Annotated in this window: 17 protein-coding genes; 9 read left to right on the plus strand and 8 right to left on the minus strand. The window is 67.0% G+C overall.

The genetic code is table 11. From position 1 onward, the window contains the following. The first annotated feature begins 339 nt into the window (after positions 1-339). From B0E47_RS15255 to B0E47_RS15270, 4 genes are read left to right on the plus strand one after another with little or no spacing between them, the layout of a single operon-like run. Positions 340-1,551: an HD-GYP domain-containing protein gene (locus tag B0E47_RS15255; RefSeq protein ID WP_139351479.1), complete on the plus strand. Its 1,212-nt coding sequence runs from the start codon at positions 340-342 to the stop codon at positions 1,549-1,551. 49 nt (positions 1,552-1,600) lie between these two features. Then, positions 1,601-2,842, plus strand: a complete 1,242-nt coding sequence (locus B0E47_RS15260) for a bifunctional diguanylate cyclase/phosphodiesterase (RefSeq protein ID WP_077515120.1) — start codon at positions 1,601-1,603, stop codon at positions 2,840-2,842. A gap of 48 nt (positions 2,843-2,890) precedes the next feature. Beyond that, complete coding sequence (locus tag B0E47_RS15265) at positions 2,891-3,664, plus strand: ATP-binding cassette domain-containing protein (RefSeq protein ID WP_077515393.1); 774 nt, start codon at positions 2,891-2,893, stop codon at positions 3,662-3,664. Then, complete coding sequence (locus B0E47_RS15270; RefSeq protein WP_077515121.1) at positions 3,661-5,151, plus strand: glycine betaine ABC transporter substrate-binding protein; 1,491 nt, start codon at positions 3,661-3,663, stop codon at positions 5,149-5,151. Before B0E47_RS15265 ends, B0E47_RS15270 begins: the two co-directional genes overlap by 4 nt. A 138-nt stretch (positions 5,152-5,289) precedes the next feature. On the opposite strand, the gene B0E47_RS15275 is transcribed toward B0E47_RS15270, so the two are convergent. Next, a complete protein-coding gene (locus B0E47_RS15275) occupies positions 5,290-6,051 on the minus strand; it encodes a 2'-5' RNA ligase (protein WP_254422961.1) in 762 nt (253 codons plus the stop codon). Between the two features lie 64 nt (positions 6,052-6,115). Between B0E47_RS15275 and B0E47_RS15280 the strand changes: the two genes are divergently transcribed. The 3 genes from B0E47_RS15280 (at position 6,116) to B0E47_RS15290 (ending at position 9,922) form a co-directional block, all read left to right on the plus strand. Further along, positions 6,116-7,123 carry a hypothetical protein gene (locus B0E47_RS15280; RefSeq protein WP_139351480.1) on the plus strand — a complete coding sequence of 336 codons (1,008 nt, stop codon included), beginning with the start codon at positions 6,116-6,118 and terminating at the stop codon, positions 7,121-7,123. A 182-nt stretch (positions 7,124-7,305) separates the two neighbouring features. Next, complete coding sequence (locus B0E47_RS15285; protein WP_077515123.1) at positions 7,306-9,387, plus strand: bifunctional diguanylate cyclase/phosphodiesterase; 2,082 nt, start codon at positions 7,306-7,308, stop codon at positions 9,385-9,387. A gap of 121 nt (positions 9,388-9,508) precedes the next feature. After that, complete coding sequence (locus B0E47_RS15290) at positions 9,509-9,922, plus strand: OsmC family protein (RefSeq protein WP_077515124.1); 414 nt, start codon at positions 9,509-9,511, stop codon at positions 9,920-9,922. 22 nt (positions 9,923-9,944) lie between these two features. Here B0E47_RS15290 and B0E47_RS15295 read toward each other — a convergent pair whose 3' ends face one another. From B0E47_RS15295 to B0E47_RS15315, 4 genes are all read right to left on the minus strand, one after another. Next, positions 9,945-10,211 carry a DksA/TraR family C4-type zinc finger protein gene (locus B0E47_RS15295; RefSeq protein ID WP_077515125.1) on the minus strand — a complete coding sequence of 89 codons (267 nt, stop codon included), beginning with the start codon at positions 10,209-10,211 and terminating at the stop codon, positions 9,945-9,947. 516 nt (positions 10,212-10,727) lie between these two features. Continuing rightward, on the minus strand, positions 10,728-12,104 hold the full coding sequence (gene cycA, locus B0E47_RS15305) for a D-serine/D-alanine/glycine transporter (RefSeq protein ID WP_077515395.1): 1,377 nt from the start codon (positions 12,102-12,104) through the stop codon (positions 10,728-10,730). Between the two features lie 265 nt (positions 12,105-12,369). Then, complete coding sequence (locus B0E47_RS15310) at positions 12,370-13,470, minus strand: sensor domain-containing diguanylate cyclase (RefSeq protein WP_077515127.1); 1,101 nt, start codon at positions 13,468-13,470, stop codon at positions 12,370-12,372. A gap of 140 nt (positions 13,471-13,610) precedes the next feature. Beyond that, on the minus strand, positions 13,611-14,471 hold the full coding sequence (locus B0E47_RS15315; protein WP_168171082.1) for an energy transducer TonB: 861 nt from the start codon (positions 14,469-14,471) through the stop codon (positions 13,611-13,613). A 366-nt stretch (positions 14,472-14,837) separates the two neighbouring features. On the opposite strand from B0E47_RS15315, the gene B0E47_RS15320 reads away from it, so the two are divergent. After that, positions 14,838-15,521, plus strand: coding sequence for a glutathione S-transferase family protein (locus B0E47_RS15320; protein WP_077515129.1), 684 nt, complete (start codon positions 14,838-14,840; stop codon positions 15,519-15,521). Positions 15,522-15,691: 170 nt separating this feature from the next. Continuing rightward, positions 15,692-16,390, plus strand: a complete 699-nt coding sequence (locus B0E47_RS15325) for a DUF899 family protein (RefSeq protein WP_077515130.1) — start codon at positions 15,692-15,694, stop codon at positions 16,388-16,390. Between the two features lie 15 nt (positions 16,391-16,405). On the opposite strand, the gene B0E47_RS15330 is transcribed toward B0E47_RS15325, so the two are convergent. The 3 genes from B0E47_RS15330 to B0E47_RS15340 all read right to left on the minus strand — a co-directional run bounded on the left by B0E47_RS15330 (position 16,406) and on the right by B0E47_RS15340 (position 19,826). Continuing rightward, entirely contained in the window at positions 16,406-17,080 is a 675-nt protein-coding gene (locus B0E47_RS15330) for a hypothetical protein (protein ID WP_077515131.1), read from the minus strand. 450 nt (positions 17,081-17,530) lie between these two features. Continuing rightward, the gene (locus tag B0E47_RS15335; RefSeq protein ID WP_168171083.1) at positions 17,531-18,226 is read right to left on the minus strand and encodes a histidine phosphatase family protein; all 696 of its coding nucleotides are present in this window, start codon (positions 18,224-18,226) and stop codon (positions 17,531-17,533) included. A 118-nt stretch (positions 18,227-18,344) separates the two neighbouring features. Continuing rightward, on the minus strand, positions 18,345-19,826 hold the full coding sequence (locus B0E47_RS15340) for an amidohydrolase family protein (RefSeq protein ID WP_077515133.1): 1,482 nt from the start codon (positions 19,824-19,826) through the stop codon (positions 18,345-18,347). Positions 19,827-19,879: the final 53 nt, after the last annotated feature.

Here is a 19,879-nt window from a genome sequence, read left to right on the forward strand (position 1 = left end):
CAAGCCGCGCGCTGCCGCATGCGGGCCATCTGGACATCACCCCTCATTATTGTTTTCAATCGGTTGGGGCCGGCTATGTCTGCCCACATCTGTACGGTGCACCGTCTCGACAAGCGGCCAGCCTGCCTTCGCCGGCGCGCCACCCAGCTGCAGGCAGACATGACCGGTGACGCCTGCGTTGAATAGATCAGAGCATCCCTAGCGGTTGGCGTCCCGATCCGGACTGCTGCTACGCTCGCTCGTGGCTGTCGACCGTGCTCCTGGCGCCACCAGGTGGCCGCGACAGACACGCAACCAGAATCCGGCGTTGACCTCGGCATTCCCGCGGGAGCAAAGCGCGTGCCTTTTGAAATCGAAGAGCGCCGCATCGACGTGGCCGACCTGCAGCTGGGCATGTTCGTGTGCCGGCTGGATCGACCATGGGAAGGGACGCCGTTCCCGTTGCAGGGCGTCGCGCTGACCCGGCTGGAAGACATCGCGACGCTGCAGCGCCTGTGCCGCGAGGTTTACATCGACGCCCGCCGGTTGATCGAGCGCGAGTCAGCGCAGGCGCTCACCCGCACCGACCTGTCCCGTTACCGTTTCAACAGCAGCACGCACTACACCGACCTGGTGGCGGTCGAGGACGAGGCGCCGCGCGCACGCGCCGCGCTCGAGAATGCCTCGCAGATCGTGGACGGGCTGTTCGAGGACATCGCCAGCGGCCGCGAGCTGTCGGTGGAACACGTCGAGCAAGCCGTGCGCCCGCTGGTGACCACCGTGCTGCGCAGTGCCGACGCATTCTTCCTGATCGAGGGCCTGCGCCGCAGCGACAGTTACTCCTACAGCCACGCGATCAGCTGCAGCGCGCTGGCCGCCGCGTTCGGCCGGCACATGGGGTTCGACGAGGAGACCATCTTCAGCCTGGCCGCCGGCGGCCTGCTGATGGACGTCGGCAAGACCCGCCTGCCCGAGGAACTACTGCAATACCAGGGCTCGCTGGCACCGAGCGAAGTCGACATCATCCGCTCGCATGTCGCGCATGGACTGACCGTGCTGGAGGAGGCGGGCATCGCCAACCTGGACGTGCTCGACATCGTGCGCACGCATCACGAGCGGCACGACGGCAGTGGCTATCCCGAAGGCCTGGCCGGCTACGTGATCCCGATCAGCGGGCGCATGCTCGGCATCATCGACAGCTACGATGCGATGTCGAGCGCCCGCCCCTACCGCGCCGCCATTTCGCGTCACCAGGCCTTGCAGCAGATCTATGCGGCGCGCAACCGGCTGTACCAGGCCGAGATGGTCGAGCAGTTCCAGGTCTGCCTGGGGGTCTACCCCACCGGTTCGCTGGTCGAGCTGAGCACCGGCGAGGTGGCCATCGTGATGGCACAGAACCAGGTGCGCCGGCTGCGCCCGCGCGTGGCGATCCTGAGCGCGCCGAACAAGCAGCCGCTCGACGACTTCCGCCCGGTGGACCTGATGCAGCTGGGCGACAAGGACGGCGTCGACATCGTGCGCAGCCTGGCGGTCGGCGACTACGGTGTCGATGCGACACGGTTCTTCCTGTAATGATGGCCCGCCACCCTGCCCACCCACGCCGCCACGGACCTGCCAGCGCATGCTGAACCGCGAACACATCTTCAGCGAGATCGAGGCGCATATCCAGGCCAGCGCCGGCGAGCGCTTCGCCGTGCTGGTGCTGCGCGTACCCGGCCTGCGCGAGATCAGCCTGCGTTTCGGCTACGCCCAGGGCGAACAGGCCGAGGACATGGCGCAGACGCTGATCCAGCATTCGCTGCGTCCGATCGACCGGGTGTTCCGCGCTGGCGACGACAGCTTCGTGGTACTGCTGCCGGCCATGCTCAGCTACAACCACGCCCTGCTGGCCAGCACCCGCCTGATCCAGGCATTCGAGCAGCCGCTGGCGGGCACCGCCTCGCCCTGGCTGGTGCGGCCGGTGATGGGCATTGCGCTGTTTCCCGAGCATGGCCCCAGCGCCGACCGCCTGTGTCGCCGTGCCGGCATGGCGCTGGACGAGGCGCAGCGACGCGGCGAGCTGTGCGTGGTCTACCAGCCGCACGACACCCAGATCGAGATCTTCTACGACGAGTTGCGCGAGGCGCTGGACGCCAACCGCCTGCAGGTGTTTTTCCAGCCGATCTGGAACCTGCAGGAAAACCGCATCGCCGGCGCCGAGTCGCTGGCACGCTGGAGCAGCGTCAACCACGGCGAGGTGTCGCCCGCCAACTTCGTGCCGTTTTCCGAGCAGAGCGACCTGATTTCGGTGCTCACCCGCTGGAGCGTGAACACCACCCTGCGCCACGTGGCCAACCTGCCGCGTGACCAGAACCTGGGCTTCGCGATCAATTTCTCGCCGCGCGTGCTGTCGCGTCCCGGCATGGTGGAGCAGCTGATCGGCGCGCTGGAAATCTGGGGCGTGCCAGCGACCTCCGTGATCGTGGAGATCACCGAAACGACCCTGGTCAACGATCTCGACCTGAGCGTACAGGTGCTGCGTCGACTGCGCGATCACGGCATCCGCATCGCGATCGACGATTTCGGCACGGGCTACGCCTCGATCGCCTACCTGCGGCAGTTCCCGGCCACGGAACTGAAGATCGACCAGTCGCTGGTCGCCGCCATGCACAGCGAGCCGCATACCGGCAAGCTGGTTCGCGCCATCATCAACATGGCCCATCACATGGACCTGGCCACGACCGCCGAGGGCATCGAGGACGCGGCCACCCAGGCACAGCTTGCCGACATGGGTTGCGACTACGGCCAGGGCTTCCACCTGGGCAGGCCGCAACCTGCGGCGGAATTCATCGCACAGTTCATCGCGGCCGGAACATCGCGGTGAAGTCGCGCCGCTGTGCACCGCGCCGCGATCTCACCGGAACCGGAGCCGATGTCCGCCGCGCTGCCCGCTGAAGCCGCCGGCATCCGCTTCACCGTCGAGCAGGCCAGCAAACGCTACGGCAAGGTGTCCGCGCTGGAACGGGTCGAGCTGGAGTTTGCCGCCGGCAGCACCACCGCCCTGATCGGCAGCAGCGGATCGGGCAAGTCGACCGTGCTGCGCCTGTTGCTGGGCCTGGAACAGGCCGACAGCGGCTGCGTGCGGATCGACGGGCGGATACTCGAACCGGCCGACGTGCTCGCCTTGCGCCGACGCGTCGGCTACGTGATCCAGGACGGCGGCCTGTTTCCCCACCTCACCACGCTGGGCAATCTCGCCCTGCTGCCACGCTACCTCGGCTGGAATGCGCCCCGCATCCGCGAGCGCGCCAGGGCCCTGGCCGCGCTGACCCATCTGCCAGCGGATGCGCTCGACCGCTATCCGGCCGAACTGTCCGGCGGCCAGCGCCAGCGCGTGGCCCTGATGCGCGGACTGATGGCCGATCCCGATGCGCTGTTGCTGGATGAACCGCTGGGTGCGCTCGATCCGATCGTGCGGCACGAATTGCAGGACGAGTTGAAGCGCATCTTCGACCAGCTCGGCAAGACCGTGATCGTGGTCACCCACGACCTGGCCGAAGCGGCCTGGTTCGCCGATCGCCTGGTGCTGCTGCGACACGGGACGGTGCTGCAGGATGGCCGCTTCGAGGATCTGCGTGATCGCCCTGCCAGCGATTTCGTCCGCCAGTTCGTGCAGGCGCAGCGACGCCTGCCGGAGTCGTCATGACGCGTCGCATGCCTGTCATCGCCTTCATGCTGGGCCTGTGCCTGCTGCCCGCGCTGGCGTCTGCCCAACCGGTGCGCATCGGTTCCAAGCAGTTCACCGAGTCGGTGATCCTCGGAGAAATCGCGCGACTGAGCGCACGCGACGCCGGCGTCGATGCCGTGCACCGGCGCGAACTGGGCGGCACCAGCATCCTGTGGAAGGCCCTGCAGCAGGGCGACATCGATGCGTACCCGGAATACACCGGCACGCTGACCCAGGAGCTGCTGAAGAACGTGCCGGCCAACGCCGACATCGCCACGCTGCGCGCGAAGCTGAAGCCGCTGGGCATCGGCATCACCGACTCGCTCGGCTTCGACAACACCTACGCGATCGGCATGCGCGACGATGAGGCGGCGCGGCTGGGCATCACGCGGATCTCCGACCTGCGCCTGCACCCGACCCTGCGCTTCGGCTTCTCCAACGAATTCATGGACCGCGGCGACGGTTGGCCCGGTTTGCGCCAGGCCTACGGGCTGTCCCAGACCGGCGTCAGCGGGCTGGATCACGTGCTGTCCTATCGCGCGGTGGCCAGCGGCGCGGTAGACGCCATCGACCTGTACAGCACCGACGCCGAGATCCCCTACTACCACCTGCGCACCCTGCTTGACGACCGCCATTATTTTCCGCGCTACGAGGCCGTCTATCTGTATCGCCTCTCGCTGCAACAGAGCGCGCCCGCCTTCGTCACGGCACTGCGCAAGCTCGCCGGCCGCATCGACGAACCCGCCATGCGCGCCATGAATGCCGCCGTGAAACTGCACGGTCGCAGCGATACCGCAGTCGCCGCCGACTTCCTCGGCACGCATGCCGAACCGGGCCGGCACGGCATGTGGCAGCGCCTGCGCCAGCGCAGCGTGGAGCACATCGAGCTGGTGGCGATCTCGCTCGGGCTGGCGGTGCTGCTGGCGATCCCGCTGGGCATCCTCGCCGCCCGCCTGCGCCGACTGGGGCAACTGGTGATCGGCGCCACCGGCATCCTGCAGACGGTGCCGTCGCTGGCGATGTTCGTGTTCATGATCCCGCTGCTCGGCATCGGCCGCTGGCCCGCGATCGCCGCCCTGTTCCTGTACAGCCTGCTGCCGATCGTGCGCAATACACACGCCGGCCTGGTCGGCATCGCACCCGAGCTGCAGGAGTCCGCCGCCGCGTTGGGGCTGCCACGCCACGTGCGCTTGCGCCGGATCGAACTGCCGCTGGCCACGCGCTCGATCCTCGCCGGGATCAAGACCGCCGCGGTAATCAACGTGGGCACCGCCACCCTGGCTGCCCTGATCGGCGCCGGCGGCTACGGCCAGCCGATCCTCACCGGCATCCGGCTGGACAGCGTGGGGTTGATCCTGGAGGGAGCGATTCCCGCTGCCGTGCTGGCGCTGCTGGTGCAGGCGCTGTTCGAGCTGGTCGAACGCTGGCTGACTCCGCGCGGACTGCGCCTGGAAGCGCGCGAGTAGGCCAGAAGCCGGTTATCGACCGGGATTCCGCAGCAAGCCATCGGCAGCAACCCATCGGTCAGGGCAATCGCCGCGCTCGACATTCCCGCCGACAACGCCCGCGCACGCACGGATGTCGCCAACCCGCGCTGGACAAGCTCAATACGGGTCGGGGAGATCAGGCAGCTCGGGCATGTTGGCCAGCTCGGCCAGCATGTCCACCACCTTGGGCGCCGGCTCCTGCTCCAGTGGCCAGCACCCGATCACCTCATGCCGGGACTGACCGAAGAAGCTGCGCAGCAACAGGAACTCGCGCGCATGCCACTGGATCGGCGTGATCGATTCCTCGATCGCATCGATCGCCGGACCAAACTGCAGCGCCACATGCGGGTGGAAGCTGGAAACGCCGCCGACCTGCAGGCCGACCTTGCGCTGAGCATCGGCGATCGCCTTGCGCAAGGCCAATGCGGCCTGCGTAGTGGCATGGTCCGCACACAGCACGAACGGAAACTGTCCGTCCTTGGAGATGCAGCGCATGGCCGCATCCAGCGTGGCCAGAAAACCCGTGGCCCGGACCTCGGCGCCGGCAGCCAGCAAGGCCCGCTCCAGCGGTTGCCGCAGACGCTCCGGGCGCCCCATCGGACACAGCGACAGATGCAGACTCTCCACCGGCACCGCCACGCCGCTGACCCGCTGCGCCTTGCGGAAGCGCGCGGCCGCGTCGGCGATCGCGGACCGTGCCTGGTCGTCCGGCCTCACGGCAAAGAAATAATCGATGCCTGCGGCGAGTTCTGCGGGGGTCGATGGGGTCGGAATGGCCTGTGCCTCCACGGCAATCGCGCTGACGAACAGTTGACCGAGGCAAAGATACTCCGTCCGCGCGCGACGGCTGTGACCGCCGTCGCCTGATTGCACGCGCACCGTCGCTGCGCAGCGGCAGGAGTCATACACTGAGCCGGACTGGCAATATGACGGGAGCCACCCGATGCAGCATGCATGGAGATATCCGGCAGGGATCGTGTTGGGCTTGCTGCTGTGCGGTTCGTGCCGTGCCGCGGCCCGCGAAACGGCACCTGCCGATGCCGCCACCGGCGCCCAGGGAGCGTGGCTGGAGCAAGCCGTGGCAAGCCTGTCCGCGATGCCCGATACCGACTCCCTGGTCACCGCGGCCGTACTGGCGCGACAGTTGCCGGACGCTCAGGCCCGGGCCATCGATCTGCTCGACCGCGCAGCCGCGTCGGCGCCGCAGGCTGCGGATGTCGGCCTGCTTGACATCACCCTGTGCAGCGCGCAAACCGGCTGCGATGCGTTGAAGCGCGAGGCGCGCCTGCGCCACCTCGATCCGCGCAACGGCAGCCTGTGGATGGTGGCGCTGCACGACGCCTCGATGCGCAACGACCGGCCGCGCATCGACTCGATGCTTTCCCGGATGGCGCAAGGCGATCGCTTCGACGTCCATTTCATTTCGCTGGGGCAGCGCTTTCTGGTCGCACTGAAACGCATTCCGCCTCCGCCCGGTGCAACCGGCACATCGGCCGATTCGTTGCGGCGGATGCAGGCGATGGCCCTGGTCGCGGCCTTCGTGCTGCCCCCGATGCAGGATCTGGTCGAGGCGTGCAAACCGGGCAATCCGGTCAGTGATGCCCGTCGCAAGACCTGCCGCGCGATCGCCGACTCGCTGCGCCGCAGCGATACGCTGATCGCGGACCTGATCGGCTTGCGCCTGCAGGAATGGACCGCTCGCGATACGGCCGACAAGGACGACGCACTGGCCCGCCGGCGGCGCCTGCTGTGGAAAATGCACCAGCTGAACGACGTCTCCGGCACCGCCGCCATGCCGCCGGCAGGCCAGATCGGCATCATGCTGGCGCACGAGAACGAGGTTGAGGGCATCGACGCCGTGCTGCTCGCGACCGCCCGCCCGCTGGATCCGCCGGCACACTGGCAACCTCCCCGACCGGCGTCGGCGTCGACGCTGCAAACCCGGCACTGACCTGGCGCCCAGGGGCGCGTCGACTCCTCAAGCCACCGTTGCTACGTCGACGTCATCGGGAGCCACCGCATCGGTGAGTGTGATCATGGCGGCCGTCCGGGCGCGGGTGCATCGTGACTGGAGTAGCATCCTGTTCCATTGTCACCAGGGGGTGGCTGCTCGCCAGCGCCATTGACGAACCGATGACCCTGTATGTCTCCAGCCTGCTGATCGCCTGCGGCATCTGCCTGTTCGCGGGGGTCCACGCCGTGCTGGCGGGAACGACGGGAAAACGCGAACCCCTGAACCAGGCGTTCGGCTGCCTGAGCCTGCTGCTGGCCGGCTACCTGCTGCTGGCGGCGGCCATCTACCAGGCGGATGCGTTGTCGCTGGCCCGCCAGCTGATTCGCCTGCAACTCACCCTCGCCTGCCTGATCTATCCGGCCGCGGTCTGGTTTCTCGGGCTGTACGCCGAGCTGCGCCAACGGCGCCGCTGGCTGGCACTGGCGAGCCTCGTGTTCGGTGCGTTGCTGGTGATCAATCTGTTGTCCTCGAACAGCGTGATCTATACGCAGATCATCAGGGATCACGCCATCGCCCTGCCCTGGGGCGAGCAGGTGCACGACTTCGCCGGCCGCAAATCGAAACTGTTCGGCGCCTATTTCCTGGCCAAGGATGCGATCTACGTCTTCGCCACCGGCTGCTGCATCGCACTGTGGCGCAGGCATAGCGCTCGCGCCTGGCCGCTGACGCTCTATCTGCTGATCCAGGGTCTGGCTGCCGTGCACGCGGACATCGTCAACCGCAGCGGCACGCAAATGGTGACCTTCGAGGCGCTTGCCTTCCTCGCGCTGGTGCTGCTGATGGGCGACCGGCTGCGGCTGGAGCTGTCCCAGCGCGCCACACTGCTGACGCACAACCTCGAGGAGTTGCGCGAGGAAACGCGGCGCCGACAGCAGGTGGAGTCCACCCTTCGCCACCTGGCCTACCATGACCCGGTGACCGGTCTGTCGAATCGGCTGGCGCTGCGCGATCACGTACAGGCCGCGCTGGCCGTGCAGCACACCGGCGACCACGCCCTGATCCTGCTGGACCTGGATCACTTCAGGATCATCAACGAGGCACTTGGCCACGACGTGGGCGACATGCTGCTGAAAGCCGTGGCGGCGCGGCTGCTGGCCGCCGCACCGGCAGGCAGTCTGGTGGCCCGTCACGGTGGCGATGAATTCGCGTTGCATGTCGGCCTCCCGTCCGGCACCGCGCCGGCGGCAGCCGCGCGCGAAATCGTGCGTGGCATGACCGCAACATTGACCGCGCCATACACCATTGGCGCGCATGACCTGGCGGTGGGCGTCAGTGCCGGCATCGCGCTGCTGCCGGGCATGGCCGGCGATGTCGACAGTGCGCTGCGCCAGGTCGCCGTGGCGCTCCATCGGGCCAAGGCTTCCGGCCGCAACACCGCCATCATCTTCGAGCAGCTGATGCAGGCGCAGGCCGACCGGCGCCTGCTGCTGGAGAAAGGGCTGCGACTGGCGCTGGAACGCGACGAGTTCGAGCTGCACTACCAGCCGCAGCTGGATGCGCGCGGGCGTTTCGTGGCGGCCGAGGCGTTGCTGCGCTGGCGTCATCCGCAACACGGCTTGATCGCGCCCGGCGAGTTCATCCCGATCGCCGAGGAGACCGGCCTGATCCATGCGATCGGTCGATATGTCCTGCACCAGGCCTGCCTGGAGCGGGAAAGCTGGGCGGCGGTGCATGCCGATGCGCGCGTATCCATCAATGTCAGTCCGTGGCAACTGTTCGCCCAGGACTTCGTGCGCACCGTGCACGAGGCGGTCAACACCACCCGTACCATGCCGCGAAACGTCACCATCGAAATCACCGAGAACGCGCTCCTGCATGACCTCGAGGACGTGGCATACAAGATGCGCGAGCTGGCCAGCCTCGGCTTCCATTTCGCGCTGGATGATTTCGGTTCGGGCTATGCCTCGCTGGGAAACCTCAAGAGGTTGCCGCTGCACGAGCTCAAGATCGACCGTGTCTTCGTCGAAGGCCTGCAGGCGGGCGTGCGTGACCCGCTGGTCGAGGCCATCATCAACATCGCGCACGAACAGCAGCTGTTCGTGGTGGCCGAAGGCGTCGAAACCGGCCAGCAGCGGGAGGCGCTGGCCGAACTGGGTTGCGACGCGATCCAGGGCTATCTGATCTGTCGCCCGATGCCGTCCGCCCAGTTCCATCATTGGCTCGATCAGTTGCCCGAACCCGTGGATCTGCCCGGCCGCTGACCCCGGCGATTGCGTGCAAGCGGCGATCCCGCATGCGTGCAAGCCACCGACCCCGGGATGAACTGGCCCGCGTCGGCGAATCGGGCGATCATCATGCGCCTGACCCGAGGAGAAAAGCCGCATGAGCACTCCGATCGTACGCGCGAGCACCGGCAGCGCCCCGTTCGCCGTGACATTCACCGACGACCTGGGTCACCACTGGCTGGCCGACGAACCGGCCGAAGGCGGCGGCGGCGATACCGGCCCCTCACCGCACCGGCTGCTGCTCTCGGCGCTGGGCGCGTGTACCGCAATCACCTTGCAGATGTACGCGGCACGCAAGCAGTGGCCGCTGCAGCACGTCGATGTCGAGCTCCAGTTCAATCCCGAAGGCACGCCCGCCGCCGGCAACGACATCAGCCGCGCGATCACCCTGCAGGGCGACCTGACCGACGAGCAGCGCCAGCGTCTGCTGCAGATCGCGAACATGTGCCCGATCCACAAGGTGCTGACCGGCGAGGTACGCATCGCCACGCGACTGGAGGCAACCGCGTAACCGTGCTGTCGCCGGAACCGGCTCAGCGCAGCTGGCTGTCCTTGCTGCCGCGACGGTTGTAGAGGCCGGCACCGCGGGACTCCTCGTCATGCGCCTGCTGGCAGGCCACGCACAGGCGCACGCCGGGCACGGCCTCGCGCCGCGCGGCCGGAATGGCGGCGTCGCATTCCTCGCAGCGGGTCAGGCCCGGACCCTGGCGCAGTTGCTGCCGCGCCCGCTGCACCGCATCGTCGACCGTGGCGTCGATCTGATCCTGCACGGCACCATCACCTGCCCAGCCGGTTGCCATGGAAACCTCCGCACTACCGATGCATCCGGACTCTCATCCGTACCTGACGAGCTTCGCCGAATGACCACGCGAGCGAACGATCCGTCTCAATGGGACCTCGCGCGCAGGCCGTCGATATAGCCCAGCTCGCCCAGAGATCTGGGTTCGCCCGGTTCGGGTTTCAAGCAGGCCTTGCAGGCTGCGGCCGCGTCGTCCAGTCGATGCAACTCCACCAGCGCGTAGCCTTGTCCGCGCAGAGCCTTGCATGGCAGCCCGACAATCCGGTGGCCGCGACCAGAGCCACTCCGATAACCGCCTGCTTCATGTTTCGCCCCCCGGGATTCCCGATTCAGCATATATGCCGCGCGGCAACCCCGAAAGCGGGGCACCATCCCGGCGACAGTTCAGCAGCCATCACCCCGCCGGGCGCGATCGGCACGTAATTGAGAGACGGGTCAGCCGCCGCAACAGGTCGAGGGCAATTGCACCATGCTGTGGACAGCCATCAGCCGATCTGCGTGACCGCGTCATTCGCGACTACCGACCGACGCGGCGCCCCTTCCATGCATATCCGATCCCCAGCAGCACGAACCACACCGGGCTGGCGACCAGCGCCTCGCGGGTATCCGGCTGCAGGCTCAGCAGCACCAGCACGAACACGAAGAACACCAGGCAGGCCCAGCACATGAACACGCCGCCGGGCATCTTGTACGTTGACGCTTCGTGCAACTGCGGACGCTTGCGCCGGTAGGCAATATAGGAAAAGAGGATCAGCGACCACACGAACATGAACAGCACGGCGGACAAGGTGGTGATCAGGGTGAACGCCGTGATCAGGTCGGGGATCAGGTAGATCAGCGCTGCCCCCAGCAACAGGCAGAAGCAGGAGAACAGCAGGCCCAGCGAAGGCACCGCCGCGCGCGACAACCGTGCAAACGTCTTCGGCGCATGCTGCTCTTCGGCCAGGCCGTAGAGCATGCGGCTGGTCGAGAAGATGCCGCTGTTGGCCGAAGACGTCGCCGAGGTCAGCACCACGAAATTGATCAGGCTGGCGGCGGCCGGGATGCCGGCCAGCACGAACAGCTCCACGAACGGGCTCTTGCCCGGCTCCACCATGCGCCACGGCGTGACCATCATGATCGCCACCAGGGCCAGCACGTAGAAGATGATGATGCGCACCGGGATCGAGTTGATCGCCTTGGGCAGGTTGCGCTTCGGGTCCGCCGTCTCGGCGGCGGTGGTACCCACCAGCTCGATGCCGACGAAGGCGAACACGGCGATCTGGAACCCCGCGAAGAAGCCGCTCAACCCCTTCGGGAAGAAGCCGCCGTCATTCCACAGGTTGGCCACCGAGGCCTGGTGTCCGCTCGGCGAGGTGAAGCCCCAGGCGACCAGCGCGAAGCCGGTGGCGATCAGGGCGCAGATCGCGATGATCTTGATCAGCGCGAACCAGAATTCCATTTCGCCAAACAGCTTCACTGTGACCAGATTCAGGCTGAGCAGCAACAACACGCACAGCACGGCCGGGATCCATGGCGCCAGCCCGGGAAACCAGAACTGCGTATAGGCGGCGATCGCGATCACGTCGGCGATTGCAGTGATGATCCAGCAGAACCAGTAGGTCCAGCCGCAGAAGAAGCCGGCCCACGGCCCGAGCAGGTCGGTGGAGAAGTCGATGAACGACTTGTAATCGAGATTGGACAGCAGCAGCTCGCCCATCGCCCGCATCACGAAGAACAGCATCACGCCGATGATCAGGTAGACCAGCAGGATCGACGGCCCGGCCAGGCTGATCGTCTTGCCCGAGCCCATGAACAGGCCGGTGCCGATCGCGCCGCCGATGGCGATCAGTTGCAGGTGTCGGTTGGAAAGGCTGCGGCGCAGGTGGTCGGGGTGATCCGGCAATGCGGTCATGCGGTGCGCCTTGGCGACGGGGGTGGCGCCAACATACAGAAAAGCGCGCGCGGCATCCATGCCACATGGTGGCTCCCGTCACCCGCTGCCCCGGCGTGGCTCGCCCGCGGTCACGCGTCACGCGATGTGCGCATGACATTCCTGGCCATCGATCATCGCTGGGATTCCCTGCGCGGCGACCCGCGCTTCGTCGCCCTCATGCGCAAGATGCACCTGCCCGGGGCATAGCGTCGCTGGCGGCAAACGCGGCGGCGACGCAGCCCCCTCAAACCTGCACCATCACCCGGTTGCGGCCAGCCGCCTTGGCGGCATACAGCGCATGGTCGGCGGCCACCACCAGCGACCACGACGAACGCCGGTCGTCCGGCTGCGCGGCGCTGACCCCGATGCTGATGGTGACGTATGCCGCCACCGGCGAGTCCGGGTGCGCGATCGCCAGTTGCCCGACGCGGCGGCACAAGTGCTCGGCGAGACGCTGCCCGTCCTGCAGGCCGGCACCGGGCAGCAGCAGCACGAATTCCTCGCCGCCGTAGCGTGCGACCAGCGCGTGCACGCTGTCGCCCACCTCGGCGCACAGGCCGGCGAGCGCACGCAGGCATTCGTCGCCGAACACATGGCCGCGCACGTCGTTGAGTGCCTTGAAGCAGTCCACGTCCACCAGCAGCAGGGCCAGCGATTGATCCTCGCGCAGGTGCCGTTGCCACTGTTCCTCCAGTTGCCGGTCGAAGCAGCGCCGGTTGGCGATGCCGGTGAGGCCATCGCTCATCGACAGGCGCTCGAGCTTGCGGTTGGCCAGTTCCAGTTCGGCCACCACCCGCGCCAGATGCACGGCGCCGGCGATCTGCGCAGCGATCGCATCGAACGTGGCGCACACGTCGGGGGTGAAGAAATCCGCGGACGTGCTCTCCAGGTTGAGCACGCCGTGCAACCTCGCCCGATGCAGGATGGGCACCAGGTATTCGGACCTCACCGCGCGATTGCCAGGGATGTAGTCCGGGTCGGCGTCGACGTCGCTGATCAGCACGGCGACCCCGCTCTGCACACAGCGACCGGCCACGCCCAGTTCCACCGGCCACGGCAACTCGGCGGGGAGTTCGAGATCAATCGTGCCGAACCAGACTTCCTGGATGAAATGCGTGCGCGCATCGTTGAGCAGGATGATGCTGGCGATCGCCACCGGCAGGCTGCGGCCCACGCAGTCGACGATACGCTGCAGCACCGCGTCCAGCGTATCGCCCTGCAAGGCCTCCATCGACACCTGCGCCAGGATCTCGGTGAGCATCGCGCGCCGCGCCGGTGCAGCGCGCTCGCTCCACAAGAAAGGATGGTTGGCGGCGTCGCCACCGTTTTCGCCGGTCTGCGTCATCCGGACCAGTGGACTCCTGCCGCGGAGCGCCGTCAACGGGATCGGCCGCAGCGGTCGCGCCCGATTCCGCCATGCCCGCGCCCGGGCCGCGCGGCCGGTGAACAGACAGTCGCGGTGACGCCTGTGCGATCAGGGCATCCCTAGCGCACGCTGTTCCCGATCATGCCGTCACCCGGGCCGAACAGCGTGCGATTCGCGTAGTGTTCCCTGGCGAAGGGCGGACCATTCAGCAGTTCGCTCATGCGACTCTCGCACATCGCCACGCCGTCGTTGCAGAACGCCGACATCGCCACGGACGGTGCCGGCAAGGTGCCGCCCCGCACGAAATGCAGGGCGATCGCGTGGACGGAATCCAGGTCCAGAAACAGCCAGAGTTCGAGCGGCACGCGTTTCGTGTCGCGAATCGGATAGGCAACCATGTTCCCGTCCGCCTTGCGACCGTAGCGCGACACCATCGCCTCGTAGGCCGACCTCACGTCGGCAAACGGGAATGGCGTCGCCGCGCGCACATAGTGCGGATTCGGATAGTCGGGGCCCCAGAAGTCCGGGCGATCAAGCATGTCCGCGTTCGCATCGAACGAAACCGGCAAGCGGGCATACCAGGGTTGACCGGGATAGCGGCCGCCATCGACCGGAAAGCGCCATTGACGAATTGCGTCCGACGCCGCCCGATCCAGCAGGCGATAACCCGAGCTTGCTTCGACCCGGATGCGCGCCGGCGTACCGTCGGCCTGCACCTGGATCAGCAACCGCACCCTGCCATGCTCGCCTCGATAGATCGAAATGCCGGGGTAACGCGGCGCCGGGTGGACGATCGGAGAGGTCGACCACGGCAGCGCCCCCGGCGGTGCCGGAGGTGCGGGCGGCGGTGGCGGCGCGGGCGGCGGCAACTGGACAAGCAGTGGAGCGTCCACCCCGGTCGGTGGCACCTTCGACCCGGTGGAGCAAACCGGTGCCGCCAGCAGGGCCGTCAGCAACCCCATGACCTGATATGCCTTCATGCAACGCTCTCCGCTCATTCTGTTGTCGAATCGACTGCATGCGAGCTTGCCTGCAACGTAGCCGAAAGTTGCAAGCCCGTGGCGGAAAAGCGCACTTCATGTCTCCGCGCCCGGTATTGTGCATCGATGGAATGACCGATTCCCTGCGCGGGCCCGGACGGTTGCCGTCCGGGCATGAAGACGTCCCGGTGGCCAGATCCGGCACAAGGCGTCCTGACCACCGCCCGCTCGCCCGCTGTCGCCATGCGACAAGCTCTTTGCCTTGCTCCCATTTCAGCGCAGCTGTCGATTTCGCCCCGACGCATTCGTCGCTGGTAGAAGCCCCGGTCCGCCTGGCGGACCCGCCCCCCACCGCTTGGAGCCATCATGCCAACCAGCAAGCAACAGACACACGGCCCGATCCTGTACGCCCACCCCTTTTCGTCGTACTGCCAGAAGGTACTGGTTGCGCTGTACGAGAACGGCACGCCGTTCGAGTGGCGCCTGCTGTCGCCGGATCACCCGCAGGTCCTGCAGGACTGGGCGACGCTGTGGCCGCTCAAGCGCATGCCGGTGCTGGTCGACGCCGGCCGCACCATCGTCGAGGCCAGCATCATCATCGAGCACCTCGGCCTCGAGCATCCGGGCCCGGTACCGCTGCTGCCTGCCGCCCCCCGTGCCGTGCTCGAGGTGCGCACGCTGGATCGCTTCTTCGACAACTACATCTCCACGCCGCAGCAATGCATCGTGTTCGACAGCCTGCGCCCGGAGGACCAGCGCGACCCGTACGGGGTCGCCCGGGCGCGTGAGCAGCTCGACACCGCGTACGCGTGGCTCGACCAATGGCTGGATGGCCGTACCTGGGCGGTTGGCGACGGCTTCAGCCTGGCCGATTGCGGCGCCGCGCCGTTCCTGTTCTACGCCGACTGGACACACCGGATCGATCCGTCGTTCACCCGCGTGATCGCCTATCGCCAGCGCCTGCTGGCGCGACCTTCGTTCGCGCGGGCCGTCGACGAGGCACGCCCGTACCGCCCGCTGTTCCCGCTCGGCGCACCCGATCGCGACTGACTGCGGAGCCCATGAAGAAAACCACTTCCTGTGGTTTTCTTCAGTCGCGAGTCCGGCGCATGTCCGTACTCGCTCACGCGAATCAATCACTTGCATGATTGATCCGCGACCGGCCATCCATGGCCGGGTTTCGAGTTTGAAAAAGTCACAAACTCTCAGGAGACCTTCCCATGAACCTTGTCCCCACCGCCGAACTGATCAAGCTCAGCCACATGCGCTTTCCGAACGAAAGCGACGACTACCGCCACGCACGCCATGCCCTGCTGGCCGAGGAAATCGAGCTGCGCCGGCACATCGAACGCGTCGCCGAGCAACGCCGCGCCCTGCCACCCGGCGGCGAGGTGACCGGCAATTACCGTTTCCAGGGTGAACACGGCCCGCTCGATCTTGCCGGGCTGTTCGGCGACAAGCAGAGCCTGGTCGTCTACAGCTACATGTTCGGCCCGCAGCGCGAGCGTCCCTGCCCGATGTGCACGTCGTTGCTGAGCGCATGGGATGGCGAGGCGCGCGACGTCGGGCAGCGCGTCGCGCTGGCCGTGGTCGCGCGTTCGCCGATCGAACGCCTTGTCGGGTTCGCGCGCGAGCGCGGCTGGCGCCACCTCAAGCTCTACTCGGACCTCAACGGCAAGTACAGCCGCGACTATTTCGGCATCGACAGCAAGGGCGGCGACGATGCCGCGTTCACCGTGTTCACCCGCCGCGATGGCGTGATCCGCCATTTCTGGAGCGGCGAGATGGGCTCGGCCACGGCGGACCCCGGCCAGGACCCGCGCGGCGCGCCCGACCTGATGCCGCTGTGGACCATCCTCGACTGCACGCCGGAGGGCCGCGGGACCGACTGGTATCCGAAGCTCGATTACCCTGACTGAGGCCGCGCCGGACACTCAGCCGTGGCTTTTCCGGGACGCCGGCGTCGCTGCCGGATCGAGCACGCCGCTATAGGTCTGCTCCAGCCCGTCGCCGAAACTCGACAGCACCCGCATGTTCATCAGCTCATGCTTCATTTGCAGCAGTTCGAACATCCGCTGCGCGGCGGAGCCCGCCTGCTCCATGCCTGGCACCGCGGTGGGTGTCGGCGGGTAGATCACGTGCTGCTGTGCGGTGAGGAACAGCGCCTGCATTTCATAGGTCTTGGCGACCTTCAAGGTCCATGCGTAGTCGAAATCACCCACCGTGCCGGTAGCCTGGGCCGTTTGCCATGCCGCCGACGAGGGCAGCAACGGCGAGAACGGAATACCGGCGATGGCCGAGCTCTGCGCCAGCGGCTGGCCCGCCTCGAGCCTGGCAACCGCGGCACCCAGGTTCGAAATGGCTGCATCCACCGATACGCGGGTCTGATCGAGTTGGGCCCGGTTGCTGCGCAGTTCCGCGACGATGGCCTGATGCGCCCGCGCGGCCAGCCTGGCTTCCTGGTCGTGTTGGTGCCAGGCGCTGGCGCCGAAGGCAAGCAGCAACGCCAGCACCACGGACGCGGCCTCGATGAGTATTTCCGGAGTCTTCTCGCGCAGTCGCGAGCGCAGCGGACGCACGGTCGACGAGCTGGCTTCGCGTTCTTCCACGATGAACGTTCCTGTGGAATCCACCCGGCATCGGCAGCGAGAACTGCCGGCAGGTGGTTAAGATGATATGGAAAATCCAGTGCAGGGTGATGCCGGTCAGTATCTCGGCTGTCACGAACACACAGAAATAGACGCAGAATCGCTTGGCCGGTTTCTCGAACCAGAACCGGTTCTTCTCGCGAAGCGCACGGTCTGAGGCGGTCCGCCTGTCGGCAGCCATGTCGCTCCCAAGCGATGCTCCCATGTCGTTGCTGCCATTGCCGATCGTGACCATCTGCTGTCTCCGCGTGAATGTTGCGCCCGTCGTATGACGATCTCTCCGCATCAACCCTGCACCACGATACCCGACTCGACCAGCAGCGTGCACGGATCGGCCGCACGCATCCCGCATGGACGAGGGCGCTCACGGTCACCGCGCGTGCCGGATGGACGGACTGCGCGTGAGGTGTGCTACGGCAACGCCGGAACGGCCAGGCTGCGCTCGGGATCGCCGCTGGCGCCGGTGCGCAGGTTCGGCGGGATATGCCCGACATCGCCGACGGAAATGACCTTGAACTTTCCATCGGCTTCGACACGGATCCGGGTGATGCTGGCATTGCCCACCGACATCTCCAGCCACGCCTGGGGATCGACACCGAGCGCGCGCACCACCATGTTGCGGATCACGTTGCCGTGGCACACCATCAGCTCGGTGCGTTCGTGGCCCGTGGCGGGTTTGAAATAGCGGGCAAACAGCCGATCGAGCTGCGCCTTGCACGCTGCCAGCTCCGCCGGCTTTTCCTGCGCCGTGATTTTCGTCCGCCAGGTCGGCGGCGTGCATTCGGCCAGATCGTCGACCACCTCGAAATGCCGCCCTGGGAAATCGCCGGCGATGATCGCCGCGGTATCGCGCGCACGCTGCAGCGGACTCACATACAGCGCATCGAAGCGGGTCGGCAAACCGGCCAGGCGCGCACCCACCAGATGCGCCTGCGCCACCCCGATCGGTGCCAGGTGCGGCCCCAGCTTCTCATCGGCGTGCGCATCGGGCAGGTAATAACCATGCCGCACCAGCACGATGGTGCGCGCCGCCGGCGCGGCCAGCTCGGCGGCGTGCAGCGGCGCGATCAGTAGCAGGCAGCAGAACCAGGGAAGGAGTTTGCTCATCACGGCCCTCTTGCAGATAGTCATGTGTGACGCTCATGTCCGGCGCGCGCGGTCGTATCGATTGCCCGAAATCAACGTCGCGCGCGCATCGACGACGCGGACGAAAGCGGCCGCATGATCAGCGCAGCCCCACCGTGCCGTCAGCGGCCTTGACCAGCTTCGCCGGGTCGTAGCCCACGCCATCCTTGAACACCAGCGAGACGTTCTCGATGTCCTTGATGTTCTTCGCCGGATTGCCCTTGACCAGCACCAGGTCGGCCGCCTTGCCCACGTCGATCGAACCGATCTCCTTGTCGGCGCCCATGAAGCGCGCGCCGTTCAAGGTGGCAATCCGGATCGCCTGCACCGGCGTGAAGCCGGCTTCCACCAGCAGCTCCACTTCGCGCTGGTCGCCGTAGCCCGCGATCACGCCGCCATAGCCGGTCGGGTCGAGACCCGCCAGCAGCGTGCCGCCGGCCTTGACGAAGGCGCGCTCGAAAGCCATCTCCAGCTGGAACGCCTGCGGCCACGGCGAGTTCTTCGTCGCCGCGACGCGCTCGCGTGTCTTCAGATATTCGGCACGCGTCTGCGGCAGCATGGCGTCGAGCACGCGCGCATCCTGGGGCGCGCGACCGGGCACGAAGGTCTCGAACACCGGCAGCGTGGATGTCACCGCCACGTGCTTCGCCACCAGATGCCTGATCAATCCCCGGATCTCGGGGTCATCGACGCTCAGCGTCGCCATGTGCGCGACGGCGGCCTTGGTGTCCGGGCAGACATCCGGCTGCTTGCCGGCCGTGAACTCGGTGTCCACGAACAGCCCGTGCTCCAGGTCGTCGATGCCCAGATCGGCCGCCTCGGTGAAACCGATCGAACACAGGTGGCCGGTGACCTTGATGCCCTTGGCATGCGCCGCCGCGATCGCCGCCGACAGTTCGGCGCGCGTGATGTGCATGTACGCCTTGAACGAGGTGGCACCCTCGTCCATCCAGTAGTTCACCGTATTGCGCGCATCGTCGGCATCGACCAGCTCGTGCATCTGCGGCGTGAAGCTGCCCTTGCCTTCCAAGTACGGCCCGGTGGTGTGCATCTTCGGCCCGGGAATGCGGCCGGCATCGATCGCCTTCTTCAGCTCCAGGTCTGTATACGGCTCGGTGCTGCCGGTGGTGCGGATGGTGGTGACCCCGCCGGCGAGGTACAGCTTGGGAAAGCTCGACGCCTGCTCCGGATAGATCGCCTCCTTCGCCGCCGGATTGACCTTCGGCGCGGGATAGAACATGTGGTCGTGCATGCCGACCAGGCCGGGGATCAGCGTCTGCCCGCTGCCATCGACCACGGTCACGCCGGCAGGCAGCTTCACGTGGCGTCCGACGGCCGCGATGCGCCCGTCACGCAGCAGCACGGTCTGGTTCTCGTTGGCCCGCGTGCCATGGCCGTCGATCACCCGCACATGGGTGATTGCCAGCAGCGGCTCCGCATGCACCACGTAGGCCTGTACCTGCGGCGACAACACCGGCATTGCGGCGCGGGCTGGTGTCGATAGCGTTGCGGCCACGCCGACGCAAGCGATGGCGACAACCCACGCTGCACGAACACCACGTCCACTCGATGGGTAATGCATGACAGGTTCCCCCAGACAGAATTGCCGTGAACCCCGTTCACGGCTGGTCGGCA

This window comes from Rhodanobacter sp. B05, from assembly GCF_002001085.1.
Taxonomy (GTDB): Bacteria; Pseudomonadota; Gammaproteobacteria; order Xanthomonadales; family Rhodanobacteraceae; genus Rhodanobacter.